This is a genomic window from Ruegeria hyattellae (assembly GCF_041537925.1).
Classification (GTDB): Bacteria; Pseudomonadota; Alphaproteobacteria; order Rhodobacterales; family Rhodobacteraceae; genus Ruegeria_C.
In genome coordinates this window covers 275,001-297,374 of record NZ_JBGOSH010000003.1, presented here as the reverse complement: position 1 = coordinate 297,374, position 22,374 = coordinate 275,001, and the positions used below count along the sequence as shown (strand labels likewise).

The following is a 22,374-nucleotide window of genomic DNA, read 5'->3' as shown; positions in this document are numbered from 1 at the left end:
TTATGACCTAGGGAAACGCGGAGCACCAGCTAGGCCAGGTATCGGGTTGGCAGACAAATCTGTCACTTGTTGCGTCCGGTCGATGACAGCATGGCATTTTCTCGCGAACGTTGAATTGGGTAAAAAACAACACATAAGGCGCCAGCTACAAGCTGAATTACCTACTTGCGAATATCCGGGCCTCAATGCAGAGCACACCGACCCCGAACCTGAAAGGGCCAAGCGATACTGCTGAGTCGAGTCCTGTGCGGAGTAGCGACGATCCCGCTTCGATTTGGCAGATCTGCCGATTGCCAACATAATACTCTCACTAGGAGGTCAGGGATGGTCCACAAGAATCACGGGGCGCTGATAGAGCGGTTGGATCTATTTCGTTGGACAATAGAAGCAATCGGGCGGAATGCGCTTCCGATTCGTGTCAAGCTGCCCTTTGCTTTTTTGGTCGTCGTCGGTCTGATGGTTGCGTTGGCTCTCACAGGCGTTTCAGAGCTGCGTCAAGCCAACAAAAGAGCTTCCGATCTGGTCGATGATCAGATCCGGATCAGCACATTGCGTTCAATTGGTCGCAGCATCCAAGCTATTAGACTCGTGGGTGCGGAGCTGTTTCTAAACCATGGAGACAGCGCCACGAACAAAAGTCTCGCGAGCAGGTTCAATGATGAAGTTTTCTTGTTTCGTGCCGCCGCAGGTCAAACCGGACTTAACAATAGGGCCACGTTTTTCATTACGCCAGATTATGAACAAGATTACTACGTGAAAGAAAGAGATGTCCAATCGGTTGCGTCGCTGATGCGCAATCTGTTCGCAAAGGGCGATATCGCGGCAGCCAGAGCTGTCTACGACACGGACTTTTTAGAAGCCTTGGATACATTTGATCGGGTCGTCTCTTCGATTTCCTTCGAACTGGGACAGGAAATGCGAGCGCGCGCCGTCGAGAACGCTGCCGCTTTCGAACGCGCAAGACGCATGGTTCTGGGCGCATCTGGATTTGCTATCGCTCTTGCCCTTATTCTCGGCTTCTCAATCTCAGCCTCAATCACACGTTCTCTGGACCGCATAAGGTGGGCGTTGGGTGAAATCGCCGTTGGAAACTTCAATACACGGGTCAACGTACCCAATCGAGATGAATTGGGCGAACTTGCAGGGCATGCAAACCAAACAAGTGCGAAATTGGGAGAGCTTTATGATGCAGTGGAACGTCAGAAGGCCGAACTCGCCGAACTGAATTCAGCGCTGGAAATCAAGGTTCAAACGCAGGTCGAAGAAATCGAACGCACAAATCGTTTGCGGCGGTTTTTGCCGACCCAGGTGGCCGAGATGATTGTTGCTGCGCCGGATGAGCTCGACATTTTGCGTACACAACGGGCTGAGATCACCGTTCTGTTTGTCGATCTTCGTGGTTTTACTGCCTTCGCAAATGCCGCAACGCCCGTTCAGGTTGTCGAATCGCTCAACGCGTTTCATGGTGCGTGTGGCCCGCTGATCGAGGCTAGCGGCGGAACGCTGGAGCGCTTTCTTGGCGATGGTTTAATGGTCCTATTTGGAGCACCAGTTGCTTTGGAGAACGCACCACAAAGGGCGGCTAACCTCGCCATAGAACTGCGTGAGGCGGTCAGAAAGGCGATGGGGCCAATTGCGGCCGGATCGGAAACATGCGGCCTAGGGGTTGGTATCGGGATCGGGACAGGGGCGGCGACACTGGGCCAGATCGGTTTTGAGGGCCGGCGCGACTATTCTGCAATAGGTCCTGCACCTAACTTGGCCGCACGGCTCTGCGAGCAAGCTGTCGACGGTCAGATTCTCATTTCGCACGCGACCGCATGGCAGATCGAATCCGATTTGCAACCAGCTGGGCCTTTCGACCTAAAAGGCATCGGTGACAGTATTGCTGCGTTCGAATTGGTGGCCCAACCGGACGAAAAATAGCATCTCCCAAATTGGGTTCAATTTTGACCGCTTCGAGCTAAGAAGGAGACGCTAAAGCATGCGTTGTTCGCTGCCAGAAGATGCTTTGGCAAGGCGGCAGAATCTCCGCCTTGCGTTGTTTATTCACATCAGATCCTTGTAGCTGATCTCGCGCGTGTCTGCTCCGGGGCCGGTTTTTTCGCGTCGCACCATCAGGCGGTTCAGGGCGTGGACATAGGCCTTGGCCGAGGCGACAACCGTGTCGGTGTTGGCCGACTCGCCGGTGGCGATCATGCCGTCCTCGCTCAGGCGGACCGAGACCGTGGCCTGCGCGTCGGTTCCTTCGGTCACCGCGCTTACCTGATAAAGCTGCAGATGCGCCTTGTTGGGATGAATCACCCGGATCGCCCGGAACGTTGCGTCGACCGGGCCGTCACCATTTGAGGTGGCGGTGACATCTGCGCCGTCCACCTGCATCTCGACCGTCGCCTCGGCGGGACCATTGGTGCCGCAGGTGACGCGCATTGAGACAAGGTGCAGATGGTCGTTTTCACCGTCTTCTTCGATCCGAACCAGTGCGATCAGGTCGTCGTCGAACACCTCTTTCTTGCGGTCGGCCAGTTCCTTGAAGCGCACAAAGATATCCTTGAGTTGGTTGTCACCCACTTCATAGCCCAACGTCTTGAGCTTGTCGCGCAGGGCAGCGCGACCCGAGTGTTTGCCGAGCGGCAGCGCGGTGCCGGCGATGCCCACATCCTCGGGGCGCATGATCTCGAAGGTTTCCTTGTTCTTCAGCATCCCGTCCTGATGAATGCCGCTTTCATGGGCAAAGGCGTTCTTGCCCACGATCGCCTTGTTGAACTGGACCGGGAAGCCCGAAACGGTGGCGACGCGGTGCGAGATATGCTTGATCTTGGTGGTGTCGATGCCGGTGCGCCACGGCATGATGTCATTGCGTACTTTCAGAGCCATCACCACCTCTTCCAGCGCGGTGTTACCCGCCCGCTCGCCCAGCCCGTTGATTGTGCATTCGATCTGGCGCGCACCGCCTGCAACGGCGGCCAGCGAGTTGGCCGTCGCCATGCCCAGATCGTTGTGGCAATGGGTGGCGAAGATCACCTCATCCGCGCCCGGAACTGTTTCGATCAGCTTGCGGATCATCTCGGCCTTTTCCACCGGCGCGGTGTAGCCCACCGTGTCGGGAATATTGATCGTGGTGGCCCCGGCCTTGATCGCGATTTCGATCACGCGACAGAGGTAATCCCACTCGGTCCGCGTTGCATCCATCGGCGACCATTGCACATTGTCCACGAGGTTGCGGGCATGCGTCACCGTGTCATGGATGCGGTCGGCCATCTCGTCCTGGGTGAGGTTCGGGATGGCGCGGTGCAGCGGCGAGGTGCCGATGAAGGTGTGGATGCGGGGACGCGCGGATTTACGCACTGCCTCAGAGCAACGGTCGATATCCTTGAAGTTGGCGCGGGCCAGACCGCAGATCACGGCCTGTTTCGATCGTTCGGCGATCTCGGAAACGGCGCGGAAATCACCTTCCGAGGCGATTGGAAAGCCCGCTTCGATGATGTCTACGCCCATCTCGTCCAGCAGCTCGGCGATCTCAAGCTTTTCGGCATGGGTCATTGTTGCGCCCGGGCTCTGTTCGCCATCGCGCAGCGTTGTGTCAAAGATCAAGACGCGGTCTTGGTCGGTTGCTTTTGTCATGGGTATGTCTTTCTGTCTTCTGTCCTAAACCTCTGGGCGCGCAGGCATCCTCCTCTGAGCGGGCGCGCCGGACGGCACGCTCAGAGGCGGTTTAGGATCAGTAGGCCACGCAGGGACGCGCCGCATGCGGCGTGGGTCACTGGGATTTTTGCGTGGTTGATCATGAGGCGAGTTTATACAGGGGCGCGGGGGAATGGGAAGAGCCAATTCGATCTGGGCGCGGCATTGACGTTGTTCCCGTTCCTTCTACCTGCGCGGCATGGAACGGGCATTGGTGATCGGAGCATCCGGTGGAATAGGGCAGGCGGTCGCTGCCGCACTTCGTGCGCGTGGCGTGTCGGTCGAGGCGCTGTCGCGGTCTCAAGACGGTCTTGACCTGACAGATGAGGCCTCGGTCGTGCGTGTGCTGGGCGCGCTTGGCGGGTCTTTCGATCTGATCTTCGTGGCGTCGGGCGCCTTGGAGATTGCGGGTGCTGCCCCGGAAAAGACCATCCGGTCGATCCGGGCGCAGGTGATGATGGATCAATTCGCCTTGAATGCGGTGGGTCCGGCGCTGGTTTTACGAGATGCTGCGCGTCTTTTGCCGCGCGACCGGCGCTGCGTCTTTGCGGCGCTTTCGGCGCGGGTTGGTTCGATCGGGGGCAACCGGCTGGGTGGTTGGGTCAGCTACCGCGCAGCCAAGGCGGCGATGAATCAGATCATTCAAACCGCCTCGATCGAACTCAGCCGCAGCCATCGCGACAGTATCTGCGTGGCGCTGCATCCGGGGACAGTCAGAACCGGGTTGACCGAGAAATATGCCGGCGGGCATCCCTCTGTCACTGCGGAAGAGGCGGCAGAGAACCTGCTTTCGGTGATCGAGGGGCTAGCGCCTGACCAGACCGGGCGGTTTTTCGATTGGGCAGGCAAAGCGGTCGAATGGTAACGTTCAGCCGCCGTCCTTGAGCGCGCCGTTTTCCCAGGTACCGGATTCCTCCTGCCCGCCTGCATAGCGCATCGTGCCTTCGCCCTGGCGTTTGCCATTGCGGAAATTACCCTCGTAGACATCGCCATTAGCATAAGTGGCAACACCATTGCCACTGATCTTGCCGCCCTGCCATTGGCCGGAATATTTGAACCCGTCGGCCATGGTGATCTCGCCCTGACCTTCGCGCTGACCCTTGTTGTAGTCGCCGATATAGACCGAGCCGTCGGGGTAAGTGGCCTTGCCCTTGCCATGGCGTAACCCGTCTTTCCATTCGCCTTCGTAACGATACCCATCGAGATAGGTCATCACCCCGGTGCCGTGGTTCTTGGCGTTCTCGAACTGGCCATTATAGACGATTCCATTGGCATAGATCGCCTTGCCTTTGCCTTCGATGACGCCAGCAATCCAGCCGCCCTCATAGCTGGAGCCGTCGGGATAGACGATCTTGCCGACCCCGTCGGCCAGATCGGCCCGGAACGCGCCTTCGTAGACCGAGCCATCGGGGTAGGTGACGCGGCCTTCACCCTCGATCTGGCCTGTGACCCAGGCGCCATTATAGGTATAGCCATCGGTACCAGTGAACGTGCCCTGCCCATGGCGCTGATCATCTGCGAAGTCGCCGGCATAGGTGTCGCCATTGGCATAGGTCACCTTTCCCGTCCCCTCGCGACGACCCTCGGTCAGATTGCCTTCGTAGACATCGCCATTGGGCTGCGTCAGGCGGCCCTCGCCGCTGATCTGACCATCCGCCCACTGGCCGACATAGACAAGCCCGTCGGGCAGTTTGAGCGTCCCCGTGCCGTGCCGCTGCCCGGCCTTGATCTCGCCCTTGTAACTCGCACCATCGGGGTAGGTGATGGTGCCGGTGCCTTCCTTGCGGCCCTCGACCCAGTCACCGTCATAGACATAGCCGCCGGGGCTTTGCATCACTCCCTTGCCGTGGTGTTTGGCATTCTGGAACCCGCCTTCATATTGCACGCCATTGGCATAGTCGCCGATGCCTTGGCCATTGATGACACCGTTCAGCCAGTCGCCCTCGAAAGTGCCGCCATCAGCGAAGGTGATCTTGCCTTTGCCCTCGGGCTTGCCTTTGACGAAATCGCCCTCATAAATCGAGCCGTCAGGAAAGCGCGCCACGCCCTTGCCGCGAATCTCGCCATCGATCCAGTCGCCGGTATATTCGTAGCCGTTGGGCAGGCGATAACTGCCAGTGCCGTGCTGCAGTCCGCCGCGGAATGTGCCCTCATAGACGCCACCGATATCGTCCTGCTTGGTCAGAACCTGGCCATCCTGCGCAAGCGCGTGGCCTGCTGCCCCGAGTGCGATACCGGCGATGATGGTCCTGCGGATCGTGTTCATCTGTGCCTCTGTCTGCTCATTTCCGTGCATCGCTGCACGTGTTTACTCAAAATTAGGACAGGCGGCTACCGGGGGCAATGTCTTTTGCCGCATTTGGCTTTCCCTCTCGGCGTGATCTGGTAAATGGTCAGACTGACCTTTACTGCATGAGGGCGGCATGGCTGACAGTTTCCGCATCACATTGGCGCAACTCAACCCGGTGGTTGGCGACCTTGAGGGCAACGCCGCCCAGGCGCGCGCAGCCTGGCAGTCGGGCAAAGAGAACGGTGCCGATCTGGTCGCGCTGACTGAGATGTTCATCACCGGATACAACGCCCAGGATCTGGTGAGAAAACCCGCGTTCCATCTGTCGGCGATGGATCAGGTTCGGGCGCTGGCCGCAGACTGCGCCGATGGTCCGGCGCTGGCCATCGGGTGCCCCTGGGCAGAGGACGGCAAGCTTTATAATGCCTATTGCATCCTGAAAGGCGGCAAGATCACCAGTCGGATGCTGAAGCATCACCTGCCCAACGATACCGTTTTCGACGAGGTCCGCATCTTTGATGCCGGGCCTCTGGGCGGGCCCTATTCGGTTGGTAACACCCGCGTGGGATCGCCCATCTGCGAAGATGGCTGGTTCGAGGACGTGGCCGAGACCCAGGCCGAGACCGGGGCCGAGTTCCTGCTGATCCCCAACGGCTCGCCCTACTACCGCGACAAGATGGACGTGCGGCTGAACCACATGGTGGCGCGCTCGGTCGAAACAGGATTGCCGGTGATCTACCTGAACATGGTGGGCGGTCAGGACGATCAAGTTTTTGACGGCGGCACCTTTGCAATCAATCCCGGCGGCGCGCTGGCGCTGCGCATGCCGGTCTTTGACGAAGCGATCACTCAACTGGACCTTGAGCGAGGCCCCGATGGTTGGCGCATCCAGCAAGGCGAGATCGCGCCGCTGCCCGATGAATGGGAACAGGATTACCGCTGCATGGTGCAAAGCTTGCGCGACTATTGCGGCAAGACCGGCTTTGGCAAGGTGCTTCTGGGTCTGTCAGGCGGTGTGGATTCGGCGCTGGTCGCGGCCATTGCGGTGGATGCGCTGGGCGCCGAGAATGTGCGCTGTGTGATGCTGCCCTCGGAATATACTAGCCCGGCCTCGCTGGACGATGCCGAGGCCGTGGCCAAGGCGTTGGGTGTGCGCTATGACTATGTGCCAATCTCTGAGGGGCGCGCGGCGATCACAAACACGCTGGCCCCGCTGTTTGCAGGCACTGAGCCGGGGTTGGCCGAAGAAAACATCCAGTCGCGCCTGCGCGGTCTGCTGCTAATGGCGCTTTCCAACAAGTTTGGCGAGATGCTGCTGACCACCGGCAACAAATCCGAGGTGGCGGTGGGCTATGCCACGATCTATGGCGATATGGCGGGTGGCTATAACCCGATCAAGGACCTTTACAAAACCCGCGTTTTCGAATCCTGCCGCTGGCGCAACGCCAATCACCGGGATTGGATGAAGGGCCCGGAGGGCGAGGTGATCCGGCCCTCGGTCATCGACAAACCGCCAAGCGCCGAACTGCGCGACGATCAGAAAGACAGCGACAGCCTGCCCGATTATCCCGAGCTGGACGCGATCCTGGAGATTCTGGTGGATCGGGACGGTTCCATCGCCGATTGCGTGGCGGCCGGGTTTGACTCCGAGACCACGCGCCGGGTCGAGCATCTGGTCTATATCAGCGAGTACAAGCGGTTCCAATCTGCCCCCGGTGCTCGCTTGACGCCGCGCGCCTTCTGGCTGGACCGCCGCTATCCGATCGTGAACCGGTGGCGCGACAGAAGTTGATTACAACGCCACAACCCTGGGTTTCTGTTGGCGCTTGAAATGCAACCAAAATTGTGCCACATTTATGCCAGACAAGCTCCACAATCGCGGTGAAGGCACCTATTTTATTGTTTGAATACAGAAGCTTGTCCGAGCAGAAAGATCCGCACAGACACCGACATCAGATCGGGGCGCGGCCTGAGATCTGAACTGTTTGGTGTTTTGTCATGACCGATAAATCCGTTTACGTGCCTCCCAGAAGAGCGGGTTGGAAGCCCGTGAAGCCAAGAACGAAACCTCCGCGGGACGTGTTTTCGGAAGAGGCCATTCGCGCGTTCATGGACAAACATATCAGTGAGACCGCCGGGCCGTCTCCGCAAATGCGCGGGTTGAAAGAGCGCCGCGCACGCGCAAAGACCTCGACCGAACCGACACCATTCAAGCATATGCAAAAGCCCGAAGACCGCTGGCAAGGTCGGCTTGGCGCGCTGCTGAGGCGCCTTCGCAGCCGGTGAGGGTGCTGCCACGCATCCGGGGCTTGGCAACGCGTCCCGACCCCAGAAAAATCCACGAAACCCTCAAGTAATCCTCAGCCCTTCCGCAAGCGCGATCTTTGCGGGCCAGTTATCTGTTTTTCACCGCAGCAAGTTCGGCACCCTGCCGACCCAGATACGGAGAAATGCGATGAAACTGCTGAAGAAAGGTGCCAAGGGCGCCCCCGTCAAGAAAGTCCAGGAAAAGCTCAACAAATTAGGGGCCAAGCCGAAAGTGAGTGTGAACGGGGTGTTTGATGAGGCCATGCTGACCGCGGTCAAGGCGTTCCAGAAAAAGAACAAGCTGAAGGTCGACGGTATTGTCGGCGACAACACGATGACAGCGCTGGAGGCGCGCGGCAAGGCGCCGAAATGGGGCGTCAAGGACATCTCGCGCGGGCTGAAGCAGTTGAAGATGAAGCGGAAAGACCTCAGCGATTCCCGGATCGAGATCGCGGTTCTGGCCGGAGAGCATCACAAGAACAAGGACCTCAAGGCGTTCTACCGGATATTCAACATCTCGGCCGAGACCTATGCGAAATACCTGCACCAATTCGTCAAGGACATGGAGCGGATCGAGGAGTTGCGGGTAGATTTCGAGCGCTATCTGAAGGGCAAGCCGCATGAACAGAAACTGGCCGAGAGCGAGGCGCAAGACCTCTTCAAGGAGGCCCAGAAGAAGAACAAGATCGCGCTGAAACTGGAACGCATCTTTGAGCGCGACCACGATATGTTCCTGCAGAAGCTGGATGATTCGGCAATGGCTGCGTGACGTTGGCGAACGGTGGGATGGGTGCGGGCAACCATCCCACGGTCGCAAGGACCTAGAGGAGTCTCCATTGGTTTTCTATTTTGAGATCTCGTCCAATACCGAGTGCTTCAAGCCGTCCGTCCTTCTTGCGCCAGACCTAACGACTAAGGTTCGACCGGTCTCAAGAGTACGACGCAGATCTGTACTAAAATATGGACGCAATCGTGAATACTCTGGAGTTGCCGCGAAAGCGTAGGATAAACAATTCTCGAGGACTTTTCTTGCGCTTTCGACAGCGGCCAGTTTGGCCTGCCATCGCAATCGTCTTTCCTCAACCTTCCAATTCGCCGAGGGTGCTAGAACCGAACTGGCTGCACCGGTTAGCAACCCGGTAGCAGCCGCAGTGGCAACGATCGTCCAATCCAATACATCACCTTACAAACTTCTTATGTTTCAACCGCTTGGGCTCCAGTGCATCCGGTCCCAGACGGCGTTTCTTGTCCTCTTCGTAATCCTCGAAATTGCCCTCGAACCATTCCACATGGGCGTCGCCTTCGAACGCGAGGATATGGGTGCAGATGCGGTCGAGGAAGAAGCGGTCGTGCGAGATGACCACGGCGCAGCCGGCGAAATCGACCAGCGCGTCTTCCAGTGCGCGCAGGGTTTCGACGTCGAGATCGTTGGTTGGTTCGTCGAGCAGCAGGACGTTGCCGCCCTCTTTCAGCAGGCGGGCCATGTGGACGCGGTTGCGCTCACCACCCGAGAGCAGCGAGACCTTTTTCTGCTGGTCGCCGCCCTTGAAGTTGAAGGACGAGCAATAGGCGCGAGAATTGACCTGCGCGTCGCCCAGTTGGATGATCTCGGCGCCGCCGGTGATTGCCTCCCACACGGTGTCATTGTCGGCCAGATCGTCGCGGGACTGATCCACGTAGGACAGCTGCACCGTGTCGCCCAGCGAGATGGTGCCGCTGTCGGGCTGTTCCTGACCGGTGAGCATCTTGAAGAGCGTCGATTTACCCGCACCATTGGGGCCGATCACACCAACAATGCCGCCGGGGGGCAAGGCGAAGTCGAGCCCTTCGATGAGTTGCTTGTCGCCCATGTGTTTGGACAGGCCATCAACCTCAATCACCTTGCCGCCAAGGCGCTGGCCGTTGGGGATGACGATCTGGGCGCGGGTGAGTTTTTCACGTTCTGACTGACCTGCCAGATCGTTATAGGCGTTGATGCGCGCCTTGGATTTGGCCTGACGGGCCTTTTGACCCTGACGCATCCATTCAAGTTCACGTTGCAGGGTTTTCTGCTTGGACTTGTCCTCGCGGGCTTCCTGCTCCAGCCGTTTGGCCTTTTGTTCCAGCCAGGCGGAATAGTTGCCTTCGTAGGGAATGCCGCGACCGCGGTCGAGTTCGAGGATCCAGCCGGTGATGCTGTCCAGGAAATATCGGTCATGGGTGACGATCAGGATGGTGCCCTTGTAGTCGATCAGGTGCTGTTGCAGCCATGCGATGGTTTCGGCGTCCAAGTGGTTGGTCGGTTCATCAAGCAGCAGCATGTCGGGGGCTTGCAGCAGCAGTTTGCACAGCGCGACCCGGCGTTTCTCACCGCCCGAGAGGTTGGCGATATTGGCGTCGTCGGGGGGGCAGCGCAGGGCCTCCATGCTGACATCGATTTGACTGTCGAGATCCCAGAGGTTTTCGGCGTCGATCTTGTCTTGTAGTTCTGCCATCTCCTCGGCGGTTTCATCCGAGTAGTTCATCGCCAGTTCGTTATAGCGGTCGAGGATGTCTTTTTTGGGTTTCACGCCCAGCATGACGTTTTCTCGCACGCTGAGGCTTTCATCCAGTTGCGGTTCCTGCGGGAGGTAGCCGACCTTGGCGCCTTCGGCGGCCCATGCCTCGCCGGTGAAATCCTTGTCGAGGCCCGCCATGATCTTCATCAAGGTAGACTTACCCGCGCCGTTGACGCCGACAACGCCAATCTTAACGCCGGGCAGGAAGGACAGGTGAATGTTTTCAAAGCATTTCTTGCCACCGGGGTAGGTCTTGGAAACACCCTGCATGTGGTAGACATATTGATAGGCGGCCATTTGATGTCCTTTGAGGCGGAGAAGTCAGGTTGGGCGGTGTGATAGCGAAGCCGCGCGGGCGGGGCAAGCTGGCGAATGGTGATTGGCAAGCGGGGCTGCCGATTGACATGGGCGGGAAACTCTGGGCAGAGCAAAAACCATGAAACACGCGTTTCCACAGGTCGGGGCCAGGCAGATCGTCGGGCTGTTCGGAGGGTCGTTCGACCCGCCGCATCGCGGTCATGTACATGTCACGCTTGAGGCGATGAAGGCTTTTGGACTGGACCGGGTTTGGTGGCTGGTCTCGCCGGGCAATCCACTGAAGGAGCGCGGACCGGCCCCGATGGCGAAGCGCATGGTGGCGGCGCGGGCAATGATGTGGCACCCCCGGGTCGATGTGACGGATATCGAGGCGCGGCTGGGGACGCGGGCCACGGCGGAAACGCTTCGGCGCTTGCAGGCGCTCTATCCGCAGGTGCGCTTTGTCTGGCTGATGGGGGCTGACAATCTGGCGCAGTTCCATCATTGGCAAGACTGGCGCTATATCATGGAGTCCGTACCCGTAGGGGTGGTCGCGCGCCCGGGCGAGCGGATTTCGGCGCGGATGTCACCTGCGGCGCGGATCTACCGGAAGTGGCGGCTGGACGGGCAGGCGCGGCATCTGTTGGGTCAGGCACAGGCCCCGTCATGGTGTTTCGTCAATGCACCGATGATCGATCTGAGTTCCAGCGGACTGCGGGCCAATGGCGAGTGGATCGCGAAAGGCGCGAGCTGATCTGGCCGGCAGCGGCGTCAAGTTGCAACATAAAAGTGTAAAACTGCATTTGTCCGGTTGCCCCAGGATTTAGGCATCGGTTTTATACCGGCATGAGATCTCACGTTTCCAGACGCGCCTTCTTGGGCGGAGCGGCATCCTTGGCATTGGGCGGGCCAGCATTGGCTGCAGCGCCGCAGACCTCTCTGCGACCCCAAGCGCGGGTCAAGCGCAGTGCGGCCGAGCGGGTCATCGCCTCCTCAGGTCTGTCCGGTGAGGTGGCCTATGCGGTGGGTGATGCCTCGACTGGAGAGATACTTGAAACGGTTGGGGGAGAGGTGCGGTTGCCGCCTGCCAGCGTGGCAAAAGGGCTGACTGCGCTTTATGCACTGGCGGCGCTGGGGCCGGACCACCGCTATGAGACGCGGTTGATTGCGGATGGCCGGATCGAGAACGGGGTGCTGCATGGCAACCTGATCCTTGCGGGTGGATGCGACCCGACACTGGATACCGAAGCGCTGGCCCAGATGGCAAAGCAGTTGCGGGAATCAGGCCTGCACGAGGTGCGCGGCATATTCAAGGTTTATAACGGCGCGCTACCGCACACGCGTAGCATCGACCCCGACCAGCCGGACCATTTGGGCTACAGCCCGGCGGTTTCGGGGATCGCGTTGAACTACAACCGGGTGCATTTCGAATGGAAGCGCGGTGTGAAGGGATATGCGGTGACCATGGATGCCCGGACCAAGAATTACAGACCGCAGGTCGGCATGGCCCGGATGCAGGTCGTGAACCGGCGGGTCCCCGTCTATACTTATGACGAGGCCGCGCGGCTCGACAAATGGACGGTCGCCAGTCAGGCGCTTGGCAATGGCGGGGCGCGGTGGCTGCCGGTACGCAAACCGGCGCATTACGCGGGCGACGTGTTTCAAACCCTGGCGCGGGTGAATGGTATAGTGCTGGGCAAGGTCAATGTCACTCAAGCCCGGTCCGGGGGTGCAATCCTAGTGCGCCACCAAAGTGCGCCGCTGGTCGATATCCTGCGCGGAATGCTGAAATACTCAAACAATCTGACCGCCGAGATGGTTGGGATGAGCGCAACCAGCGCCCTTTTCGGGCGTCCCGCCTCCCTACCTGCATCGGCAAAGTCCATGAGCGATTGGGCGGCAGAGACCTACGGGATGCAGAATACGCTGTTGGTCGATCATTCTGGTCTTGGCGATGGCTCGCGCATGGCGCCAGAGGATCTGGTGCGGGCGCTTGTTGCGGCGAAGAAGGTCGATGAGTTGCAGCCGTTGCTGAAACGGTTCCCGATGCGCGATTCCGAAGGGCGCGAGAACCGCGCGCATCCGATTCGTGTGGCGGCGAAGACTGGCACGCTCAATTTTGTGTCGGCGCTGGGCGGCTATGCCACCGGCGCAGACGGGCGCGATCTGGCCTTTGCCATCTTTACCGCTGATATGGAAAAACGCGGCAAGATCGCCCGCGCCGACCGAGAAGTGCCGCCGGGCGCGCGGGCATGGAACCGACGGTCGCGCCGGTTGCAGCAAAAGCTAATTGAGCGTTGGGGTGCGCTCTACGGTAGCTGACGCTCAGACCGTGTGGCGCGCGCGGGCACCGCGTTCGATCGCGGCGGCATGCAAGCGCTCGACGTTCAGTTCGTAGCGGATTTCCTCGAGCAGGCGCAGTTCGGTATCTGCCAGCGACCCGTCAGCGGCGGCCACATCGCAGGCCAGCGCATAGGCGGTTTCATTCAACCGTTCAGGCAAATTATCACGGATCAGGCCAAACAGCGCGTCCAGTCCGTCTTCCTGCTCGAACAGGTCGAACACGGTCTGCGACACGAAGTTGATGCGGTCGATGTCATAGTCGGCAAAGACCGGCAGCATGTTCACGGCGGCCTGGATCTTGACCAGTTCCGCCGTACGGATGTTCTCGTCCGACGCGGACACAGCCACCATGATCGCCACGAGGCAATCCTGGGGCGTCATCGGGTGGGGGGCTTGTTGGGTCATTTCGGTGTGTCCTGCCGGGTTGTTATGTCTTGCGCAGGATACGAAGCGATGGGGTCGGGTTCAACTGCCGCAGACGTAATTATCCTGGTCTGGTTTCGGCGGGGTCCCGGGCTATTCGCATTGAATTAGCGGCGTTTGGCTCTGTGTACCGCCGGTCTGCGCGGTAACAGGCGATTGACTCATGCTGCATCCGCACAATAGGAGATGCCGGGCCGGTTGCATTGGGCAGTTCGGCGCAGTGGCCCTCAATGGCCAACCCCGATGGAGACTGATATGTCTGAACTGCGTGAAACCGCTCTTGCGTCCAAGGCCTGGCCTTTCGAAGAGGCGCGCCGGGTGCTCAAACGCTATCAGAAATCTCTTCCTGAAAAGGGCTATGTGCTGTTCGAGACCGGTTATGGCCCGTCTGGCCTGCCGCATATCGGGACCTTTGGCGAAGTGGCGCGGACCACGATGGTACGCCGGGCCTTCGAGGTGATCAGCGACATTCCGACCAAATTGATCTGCTTTTCGGATGATCTGGACGGGCTGCGCAAGGTCCCAAGCAACGTGCCCAATCAGGAGTTGATGCAGGAGGCATTGCAAAAGCCGCTGACCTCGGTGCCCGACCCGTTCGGCACTCATGACAGTTTTGGCGAGCACAACAACGCAATGCTGCGCCGGTTTCTGGACACGTTTGGATTCGAGTATGAATTCATCAGTTCGACCGATTTCTACGGCTCGGGTCAGTTCGACGAGGTGCTGCGGCGCTGCGTCGAGCGCTATGACGAGATCATGGCGGTGATGCTGAAAAGCCTGCGCGAGGAACGCCAGCAGACCTATTCGATCTTTCTGCCGATCCATCCCGAGACGGGTCGAGTTCTGTATGTGCCGATGAAGTCGCTGAATGCCGAGGATGGCACCATCACCTTCGATGACGAAGGCGGGCGCGAATGGACGCTGCCTGTCACAGGTGGCAATGTGAAACTGCAATGGAAGCCCGATTTCGGCGCGCGCTGGGCCGCGCTGGGCGTCGATTTCGAGATGTTCGGTAAGGATCATTCGACCAATGCCTCTATCTACGGGCGCATCTGTCAGATCCTCGGCACCAAGGCACCCGAGAACTACACCTATGAGCTGTTTCTGGATGATCAGGGGCACAAGATCTCGAAATCGTCGGGCAATGGCGTGTCGATCGACGAATGGCTGACCTATGCCAGCGCCGAGAGCCTGTCCTATTTCATGTATCAGAAGCCCAAGACCGCCAAGCGGATGTATTTTGACGTGATCCCCAAGGCGATGGATGAATACCACCAACAGCTGCGCGCCTACCCAGGCCAAGACCTGAAGGCTAAGCTGAACAACCCGGTTTTTCATATTCACGGTCATAATGTGCCGGCCTCGACGATGATCGTACCCTTCGGGATGTTGCTGAACCTCGCCTCTGTTTCGGGGGCCGAGAACAAGGACGCCCTTTGGGGGTTCATCCGCCGTTATGCGCCGGAGGCCAGCCCCAAGAGCCATCCCGATCTGGATCAGGCGGCCGGGTTTGCGGTGCGCTATTTCAACGACTTCGTGAAACCAACCCGGACGTTCCGTGCACCTACGGATCAGGAGCGCGAGGCACTTGAGGTACTGCGCGCCGAGTTGGAAGCCTATGATGGTCCAGTCGAGGATGAGGCGCTGCAATCGGTGGTCTACGCGGTCGGGCGCGACCGGTTCGACCCGCTTCGCAGCTGGTTCACCGCGCTCTATGAAGTGCTGCTGGGTGCAAGCCAGGGGCCACGATTTGGTGGGTTCATCGCACTTTACGGGGTGCAGGAAACCATTGCGCTGATCGACAAGGGGCTGGCAGGCGAATTGCTCTGATCCTTTGACGTTTTTGCATGCTGGGCTACCTCTCTGACCTGAACCGGAGAGGTGCCCATGCGTCGTTTGATACTCTGCCTTGCCCTTGGTCTGAGCCTGTCACTGTCAACACAGGCGCAGAGCAACGAGATCGAAGCCAACATCCGGGGGCAGATAGACGCCTTCAAAGCGGATGATTTCACCACGGCCTTCACCTTTGCCAGCCCCTCGATCCAGCGCCTGTTCGGCACACCGGAGAATTTTGGCGCGATGGTGCGGAACGGCTATCCGATGGTCTGGCGGCCTGCGGAAATACGATTCCTTGAACTGCGCGAAGTCGCGGGGCAGCTATGGCAGAAAGTGATGATCACCGACGAGGCGGGTCAAGTGCATGTGCTGGACTATCAGATGATCGACCTTGAAAACGACTGGAAGATCAACGGCGTGCAGATCCTCGACGCGCCTGGTTCCGTGGTTTGATGCAACACCACCGTGACGGTACGCTAAGGCGAGTTTGACCGATCCTGACTATCCCTTAGAGCAACCGGGCTGCGCCCCGGATTGGTTTTGCTGTGCGCGTAGGCGTGTTTGGGAAAGGGATCGGGATGAACAAGGCAATCACAGACGGGATCGTATTCATGCCTCCGGCATTCGGCGCCGGGCTGAATGTCTGGTCGAGCGGGGATGGCAGGCCAGGTTCAGGGACATATGCGAATGCGCCAAATGCGGCCTTTGTTCCCGCGGACGCGGATTTTGGCGGCTGTCTGGAGATGCAGAAGACCACGGCCACACAGAAGCTACGCTATATGGGGCAGACACCCTTGCTTCCGGGTTGCTATCTGCGCGTCCGTGCACGGGTGAAAGCGATCTCGGGAGCCTTGCCCATTGTGCGTATTGCTGGTTGGGCCGGTGGCGCGGGTGAGGCGCAGGTAACAGGTGTTCCCACCAGAGGACCCGCAGTAGCGCTGACAAGTTATGGCGAGGTTGTCGAGGTCTCGGCGATTGTTGGTACCGGGCGTCGTGACGGCGTCGATCTGCCTTGGGGAAGTGACGCCATTTTCGGACATTTCGGGATCAATCTAGAAGGGGCCAATGGCGGGATTGTCCGGATTGATGATATCGAGATCGAAGATGTCACCAGCTTCTTTTTGCGCGACATGATTAACATCGTTGATGTCCGTGATTTTGGTGCAATAGATGACGGGATCACGAACAACACAGCGGCTTTTGCGGCAGCGGATGCGGCGGCGGATGGACGGCGGATATTGGTGCCCGAGGGCGTTTATCATCTTGCAGATTCGTTGGCGCTGTCTTCGGAGGTTGAGTTCGCGGGAACGGTGACAATGCCGACCGCGCAGACACTGGTTCTGACCAAGAACTTCGATCTGCCGAGTTACATCGCGGCCTTCGGCAATGAAGAATTGGCGTTTCGCAAGGCGTTTCAGGCGTTGCTGAACAATGCCGATCACGAATCTCTGGACATGGGCGGGCGCAAGGTTTCGGTCACCGGTCCGATCGACATGCAAGGGGCAGTGCCGAACCGAAGCAGCTATGCCACGCGGCGGGTCATTCGGAACGGGCAGTTCGATGCCCAGCCCAGTTCGGCCTGGGATACCCAGACCTTTGTATCGCAATGCACCTATGATCCGTCAACTGACAGTCGCAAGCTGCGAAATGTCGCCAATATCGCAAATATCCCAGTCGGGGCGTTGGTCACCGGAAACGGCGTTGGCCGCGAGGTTTATGTGCGGTCGAAGAATGTGGGCGCGGGCGAGATCACGCTGAATGCGCCGCTTTATGATGCGGCGGGCACTCAGAAATTTACCTTCAAGGCGTTCAAATACCTGCTAGACTTCAGCGGCTTCAGCCAGCTGTCGAAATTCGGCATGCAGGGGATCGAATTTCAATGCAATAGCAGGTGCAGCGCGATCAGGCTGGCAACCAGTGGCATCGTCTTCAATGTCAGCGATTCCTTCATATCGCGACCCAAGGACCGCGGCATCACTTCGATCGGGGGTGGGTGTCAGGGCATGCTGATCGACCAATGTCAGTTCCTGTCATCGGAAGATGCGCTGAACGTGGCGGGTCGAAAATCAATCGCACTGAATGTCAATGCCAATGACGTCAAGCTCCGCAACAACCGCGCCACGCGGTTTCGACATTTCGCGCTTCTCGGGGGCTCGAACCACATCGTGTTGGGAAATCACTTCTTTCAGGGTGATGGGGCCCAGAACAGTACCCGCACCGCTGGCCTGGTGCTTGCGAATACCTATGTCAGCACCAGCATCGTCGGAAACTACGTCGATAACTGCTTTATCGAGTGGACCAACGAGCGGGATGCGACGCCGGACTACAATTCTGAGTTTTCGTTCAGCGCGCTGAGCATCACGGACAACGTGTTCCTGTCGAGCGATGTGGCGCCCTGGTTCAGCTATATCGTGGTCAAACCGCACGGTGTCGGCCACTTCCTGAACGGGGTAACCGTCACCGGCAACAAGTTCCGCAGCACCAACGGGGCGATTGATCGGGTCGAACGGGTCGATACCAGCTTTGCCGGATTTGACTATGGCCGGTTTAAGGATGTCCAGTTCAACAGCAATTCCTTTCACGCGATCGAACATCAGGTGGCCAACCCGATCCGGGTGCGGCACACCCAGTCGAGCGATGCCAAGACCTGGACCGTCGACCCTGGTGAAAAGCTGCCATTCGGGGCAAGGGCACGCGCCGTCGATGCGGTCGTTCCGATCGGCGCGGTGATCAACTGGGCCGGGTCGGTGAACCACGGGATGCCGTATGTGCTGCTGGAGCGCGGCTCGGACCGGGACAAGGTGGACGTGGTGTGGGAGACCGCCGTGCGCGGCACCACCGATGTCCTGGTACGTATCGACAAGGATAAGTGAGTGTGGGGCTCAGGCGGCGCTGCCATAGTGCCGCCCGAACGCTCAGAAATCCCGCCAAAAGCCGAACTTGAGCCCGAACCCGTCGGGATGCGCAGAGCGGCGCTCGACCCCGATCAGCCAGCGCATCCCCTTTTTGCCGCGAAGAAGCAAGGCAGGTGTGACGGTCCAATAAAGCACATCGTCCCGGACATGGGCGGTTTCGATTTGCAGCAGCGGGTTCACAAAACGGTCTGCCGACATCCCCAAAGTAAAGTCGAATTTGCGAATCTGCTCGTCGATACCGGTCCGGTATTCCAACGCGGCATCTGCGGCGATCCATCCCGGCCCCAGACCGGTGACGACATTGCGGCCATAGCTGAGCGTGATCTTGTGCATTGCTGCCGTCTGCCCCAGGGTGTGATGCGCGCCGGTGCCGAGCTCGATCGCGAACCGGTTGCGCCAGCCCGGGGGCGAGAGTGGCAGGCGGGCGAACGCGAAGGCGTGACCGCTGTTTGCAGCCCGGTCGTTGATATCGAGGCCCAGTGTCAGACGGTTCAGCAGCCCGTATTCGGCATAGATCGCGCTGCGATATTCTACCGCTTCACCAGGCCGGTATCCTGTCGTCGTCACGGACAGAAAGCCGCTGCCCTTTTCCTGTAGCCACGCGCCGGCACTCCCTGGTGTTGCACCACCCAGGGCCATCAGCGAAATCAGCAGGGATCGGACCGTCAGCACCATCTGACGAGAAACTTCGTAAACCTTGGTTAACGAGAGGTTATCATCGGCGAAGGTGCCTAATATTCGTAGCGTTTTCGGCATTGCCCTGCATCGGCTGATCGCTAAGCTGGCCCACAGCACAAAACGAGAGGGCGCATGGGCCACGTCATCACAATCGCGCAGCAAAAAGGTGGCTCGGGCAAGACCACCATGGCCGTCAACCTTGCTGTCGCTTTTGCTCGCGCAGGCAAGTCCGTGGCGCTGATGGATACCGACCCGCAAGGATCTGCCGGGCGCTGGTTCATGACCCGCGTGGAACATTGCGAAGACCCGGGCGTGAAGTTTTCGACCGCCTCTGCCTGGGGCGTCACCTATGAGGTGCGCAAACTGGCCGATTCCCACGACATTGTAATTATCGACACGCCGCCCAAGGCTGATAGCGATCTGCGCCCGGCCCTGCGCGCCTGCGATCTGGTTCTGGTGCCAGTGGCGACCTCGCATCTGGATCTGTGGACTGTCGAAACCATCCTCGATCTGGCCGATCGCGAAGGAAAACCCGCGATGATGGTGATGACCCGCGCCCGCCCGGGCACGCGGCTGGGCGCCGATGTGACCGAAAAGGCCGGTGAACTGGCAGCGGATGTTGCCGATGAAGCGCTGGCCAACCGGGTGGTTTATGCCGAAACTCTGGGTAAGGGCAGCACTGTGTTTGAAGCGCCGAAGGGACCCGCGCATCAGGAAGTCACTGGTTTGATGCAAGAAATTGAGCGCAGGCTGGAAAAGCTGTGATAGTCTGAAAGACAGCTAGGGAGGGCCCAATGCCATCAATCTCAAAATCCGCGACGGTCCAGACCGTCATCACGACCTTTGAAATGACACCTGGCACCTGCCAGGACCTGCTTGAGGCGCTGACTGAGGCTTATGCCGAATTCATCTCGAAGCAACCCGGCTTTGTTGCGGCAGGCCTGCATGTGAATGATGCGCAGACCCGGATCGCCAATTACTCGCAATGGGAAAAGCGTGAGGATTTCCTTGCCATGCTGCGCACACCCGAGATGCGCGACCGAAATCGCGTTATCCACCAGCTCTGCAAAAGTTTCGAGCCGGTGATGTATGACGTGGCAGAAACCTTCGGCTGATCTGATGTGAGTCAAGGCTGCGGGCGCGGGAATGCTCAAACATGATGCGGACCAAAAAGGAGAGCCCGTCATGTATAACAACATTCTCGTCCCGATCGCGTTCGAGGCGGAGCGCGATGTGTCCGGTTCGCTCAAGCTGGCGCAATTGCTGGCGACACCCGATGCCCGGATCACATTACTGCATGTGGTAGAACATATCCCGGCCTATGCGATCAGCTATATCCCCCCGGATTACTTGACCGAAATGCACAATGGGCTGAAAGCCGATCTTGACGCCAAGGCGGCTGAACTGCCCAACGCCAGCGGCGTGCTGATCGAAGGCCATGCGGGCCGGTCGATTCTGGACTGGGCAGACGAACACCACCCCGATCTGATCATTATCGCCTCGCACCGGCCCGAGCTTCAGGATCTGCTGCTGGGCTCGACCGCGGCCAAGATCGTGCGCCATGCGCGTTGTGCCGTGCATGTGGTGCGCTGATAGCGATTGCGCACTTGTCCGTTTGGCGACAGATTGAGCGCATAGCAGGCAGCCGAACAGGAGGGCGCGCATGGCCGATGGCGTCGAACAGGAACTGCGCGCGCTGCGCGATGAGATTGCCCGTTTCAACGCGCATCGTTTCGTACAGGTCCAGAACTCGCTTGGACGGTTGTTGTTCCAGGCGCTGCTGCGCGGGATGGCGGTTGGCCTAGGTACGGTGATCGGAGCATCGATCCTGGTCTCGGTCGTGGTTTATGTTCTCAGCCAGATTGACTTCGTACCGGTGATCGGGGATTGGGCCAAGGAGATCGCCGCAGAGATCAAGGTGCCGAATGGCGAGGCCGCCTCGGACGGCACAAACAGCGCGCCCGCAGCCGACTGAACTTTTTTTCACCGGCCTGCCCAATTGTTAAGAAATGGGCGACAATCATTAAGATTTAGGTGAACTGTGTTCCAGTTCACAGACGGCTTTTCATCGCTCTGTATATCCTGCCCCTGTTATTTGTTTCAATTTTACAGTGAGGGGGCCCAGCCATGCATTCCACAAAACGCTCGCCCGCCCCGGGTCGACGGAGTTCGCATTTCTGTACGCGGGACGACCCGGCCACATTTTTTGGCCGGACCTGGCATTTTTTGCTTCGCTGCTTTGACATGCAGCATCGCGTGGACCAGCAGAACAGCCGCCAGGACACGCCGACGCGGCAGCGGCTGCAATAACGCGTTTCGGGAAACGGCCAACATGTTCCCGATCGCCAATCTCCGATAGCGCGCAGCGCGGCGGGGCATTGGCAGTTTCGCGGTTGCCGAAACGCCGTCCCATCGCAGACCGCCGGATCTGCGTATTTGGTATCGCCCGAAAGCATTGGCGATCCATCCTTCCTCCAAAGTCTTACGCATCACTGCCGCTTGGGTTCGTGGCGTCCGCCCAGTGGTTGGCGGATCTCCATCGAGAGGGGGCAGCCTATTTCGTCCGAGGGCAGAACTGGTGAGGGGCTTGCGATGTTTGCGACTCCTTTTCTGAGATTCTTGGCCTATGCATTCTGTTTGTCGTGTTTGATGTTTGATTTTGGTTAGTTTTTGGGTATTTTTTGTTGTTGTTTTGTTGGTTAGTTGATTGAATTTGTTAAGGTATTATGTGTTTTGGGTGTATTTTTTGATTTTTTTGTATTTTGGGCTTGCGGTGTTTGGGGTCAGACCGTAAATACCCCTTCACCGGCGCCGACGAGGGGCTGACAACGACACACCGGAGAGACGGTGGCATCATGAGAGCGAGGCAGAGGGGCGCGCCGAGGATTTGGCGCCGCGCGGCTGTTTCGGGTTTTGCGTTGCAGTGTTGTTTGACAATTTGGTTTACTGAAGAGATATGTGGGCGGTTTGGTTCGTTTCGACGGATGGACGTCTGTATATCACGCTCTTAGGTATGGTTGTTTGCGCCACTTGTGGTGTTGGTGATTATGCCGATTATGGAGTG

At 58.9% G+C, this 22,374-nt stretch carries 18 protein-coding genes; 13 read left to right on the top strand and 5 right to left on the bottom strand.

Annotated elements, in window-relative coordinates:
- The first annotated feature begins 324 nt into the window (after positions 1–324).
- Positions 325–1,926, top strand: a complete 1,602-nt coding sequence (locus AB1E33_RS08880; RefSeq protein WP_372576904.1) for an adenylate/guanylate cyclase domain-containing protein — start codon at positions 325–327, stop codon at positions 1,924–1,926.
- Positions 1,927–2,049: 123 nt separating this feature from the next.
- On the opposite strand, the gene AB1E33_RS08875 is transcribed toward AB1E33_RS08880, so the two are convergent.
- Positions 2,050–3,624, bottom strand: a complete 1,575-nt coding sequence (locus tag AB1E33_RS08875) for a 2-isopropylmalate synthase (protein ID WP_372576903.1) — start codon at positions 3,622–3,624, stop codon at positions 2,050–2,052.
- Positions 3,625–3,883: 259 nt separating this feature from the next.
- Between AB1E33_RS08875 and AB1E33_RS08870 the strand changes: the two genes are divergently transcribed.
- Positions 3,884–4,549 carry an SDR family NAD(P)-dependent oxidoreductase gene (locus tag AB1E33_RS08870; RefSeq protein ID WP_372576902.1) on the top strand — a complete coding sequence of 222 codons (666 nt, stop codon included), beginning with the start codon at positions 3,884–3,886 and terminating at the stop codon, positions 4,547–4,549.
- Between the two features lie 3 nt (positions 4,550–4,552).
- On the opposite strand, the gene AB1E33_RS08865 is transcribed toward AB1E33_RS08870, so the two are convergent.
- Positions 4,553–5,950 (bottom strand): 2-isopropylmalate synthase, encoded by a 1,398-nt coding sequence (locus AB1E33_RS08865; RefSeq protein ID WP_372576901.1) that lies wholly within the window; start codon positions 5,948–5,950, stop codon positions 4,553–4,555.
- Between the two features lie 157 nt (positions 5,951–6,107).
- On the opposite strand from AB1E33_RS08865, the gene AB1E33_RS08860 reads away from it, so the two are divergent.
- Both AB1E33_RS08860 and AB1E33_RS08855 read left to right on the top strand, forming a co-directional pair.
- Entirely contained in the window at positions 6,108–7,766 is a 1,659-nt protein-coding gene (locus AB1E33_RS08860) for an NAD+ synthase (RefSeq protein WP_372576900.1), read from the top strand.
- 663 nt (positions 7,767–8,429) lie between these two features.
- Positions 8,430–9,050 (top strand): peptidoglycan-binding domain-containing protein, encoded by a 621-nt coding sequence (locus AB1E33_RS08855; RefSeq protein WP_372576899.1) that lies wholly within the window; start codon positions 8,430–8,432, stop codon positions 9,048–9,050.
- Positions 9,051–9,459: 409 nt separating this feature from the next.
- On the opposite strand, the gene ettA is transcribed toward AB1E33_RS08855, so the two are convergent.
- Positions 9,460–11,115 carry an energy-dependent translational throttle protein EttA gene (gene ettA, locus AB1E33_RS08850; protein WP_372576898.1) on the bottom strand — a complete coding sequence of 552 codons (1,656 nt, stop codon included), beginning with the start codon at positions 11,113–11,115 and terminating at the stop codon, positions 9,460–9,462.
- Positions 11,116–11,254: 139 nt separating this feature from the next.
- Between ettA and AB1E33_RS08845 the strand changes: the two genes are divergently transcribed.
- Positions 11,255–11,869: a nicotinate-nucleotide adenylyltransferase gene (locus AB1E33_RS08845; protein WP_372576897.1), complete on the top strand. Its 615-nt coding sequence runs from the start codon at positions 11,255–11,257 to the stop codon at positions 11,867–11,869.
- A gap of 92 nt (positions 11,870–11,961) precedes the next feature.
- Positions 11,962–13,437 carry a D-alanyl-D-alanine carboxypeptidase/D-alanyl-D-alanine endopeptidase gene (dacB, locus tag AB1E33_RS08840; protein WP_372576896.1) on the top strand — a complete coding sequence of 492 codons (1,476 nt, stop codon included), beginning with the start codon at positions 11,962–11,964 and terminating at the stop codon, positions 13,435–13,437.
- Positions 13,438–13,440: 3 nt separating this feature from the next.
- On the opposite strand, the gene AB1E33_RS08835 is transcribed toward dacB, so the two are convergent.
- Complete coding sequence (locus AB1E33_RS08835; protein WP_372576895.1) at positions 13,441–13,863, bottom strand: tellurite resistance TerB family protein; 423 nt, start codon at positions 13,861–13,863, stop codon at positions 13,441–13,443.
- Positions 13,864–14,136: 273 nt separating this feature from the next.
- Here AB1E33_RS08835 and AB1E33_RS08830 point away from each other — a divergent pair, with 273 nt between their 5' ends.
- From AB1E33_RS08830 to AB1E33_RS08820, 3 genes are all read left to right on the top strand, one after another.
- A complete protein-coding gene (locus AB1E33_RS08830) occupies positions 14,137–15,711 on the top strand; it encodes a lysine--tRNA ligase (RefSeq protein WP_372576894.1) in 1,575 nt (524 codons plus the stop codon).
- A 57-nt stretch (positions 15,712–15,768) separates the two neighbouring features.
- Entirely contained in the window at positions 15,769–16,170 is a 402-nt protein-coding gene (locus AB1E33_RS08825; RefSeq protein WP_372576893.1) for a DUF4864 domain-containing protein, read from the top strand.
- Between the two features lie 125 nt (positions 16,171–16,295).
- The gene (locus AB1E33_RS08820; protein WP_372576892.1) at positions 16,296–18,590 is read left to right on the top strand and encodes a right-handed parallel beta-helix repeat-containing protein; all 2,295 of its coding nucleotides are present in this window, start codon (positions 16,296–16,298) and stop codon (positions 18,588–18,590) included.
- A gap of 42 nt (positions 18,591–18,632) precedes the next feature.
- Here AB1E33_RS08820 and AB1E33_RS08815 read toward each other — a convergent pair whose 3' ends face one another.
- Positions 18,633–19,451, bottom strand: a complete 819-nt coding sequence (locus AB1E33_RS08815; protein WP_372576891.1) for a hypothetical protein — start codon at positions 19,449–19,451, stop codon at positions 18,633–18,635.
- Between AB1E33_RS08815 and parA the strand changes: the two genes are divergently transcribed.
- The 4 genes from parA (at position 19,443) to AB1E33_RS08795 (ending at position 21,285) form a co-directional block, all read left to right on the top strand.
- On the top strand, positions 19,443–20,075 hold the full coding sequence (gene parA / locus AB1E33_RS08810) for a ParA family partition ATPase (protein WP_372576890.1): 633 nt from the start codon (positions 19,443–19,445) through the stop codon (positions 20,073–20,075). The two genes, AB1E33_RS08815 and parA, sit on opposite strands and share 9 nt — an antisense overlap.
- Before the next feature lie 29 nt (positions 20,076–20,104).
- Complete coding sequence (locus AB1E33_RS08805; RefSeq protein ID WP_372576889.1) at positions 20,105–20,425, top strand: antibiotic biosynthesis monooxygenase family protein; 321 nt, start codon at positions 20,105–20,107, stop codon at positions 20,423–20,425.
- Between the two features lie 70 nt (positions 20,426–20,495).
- Positions 20,496–20,903 carry a universal stress protein gene (locus tag AB1E33_RS08800; RefSeq protein WP_372576888.1) on the top strand — a complete coding sequence of 136 codons (408 nt, stop codon included), beginning with the start codon at positions 20,496–20,498 and terminating at the stop codon, positions 20,901–20,903.
- Positions 20,904–20,973: 70 nt separating this feature from the next.
- Positions 20,974–21,285, top strand: a complete 312-nt coding sequence (locus AB1E33_RS08795; RefSeq protein ID WP_372576887.1) for a DUF5665 domain-containing protein — start codon at positions 20,974–20,976, stop codon at positions 21,283–21,285.
- Positions 21,286–22,374 lie beyond the last annotated feature (1,089 nt).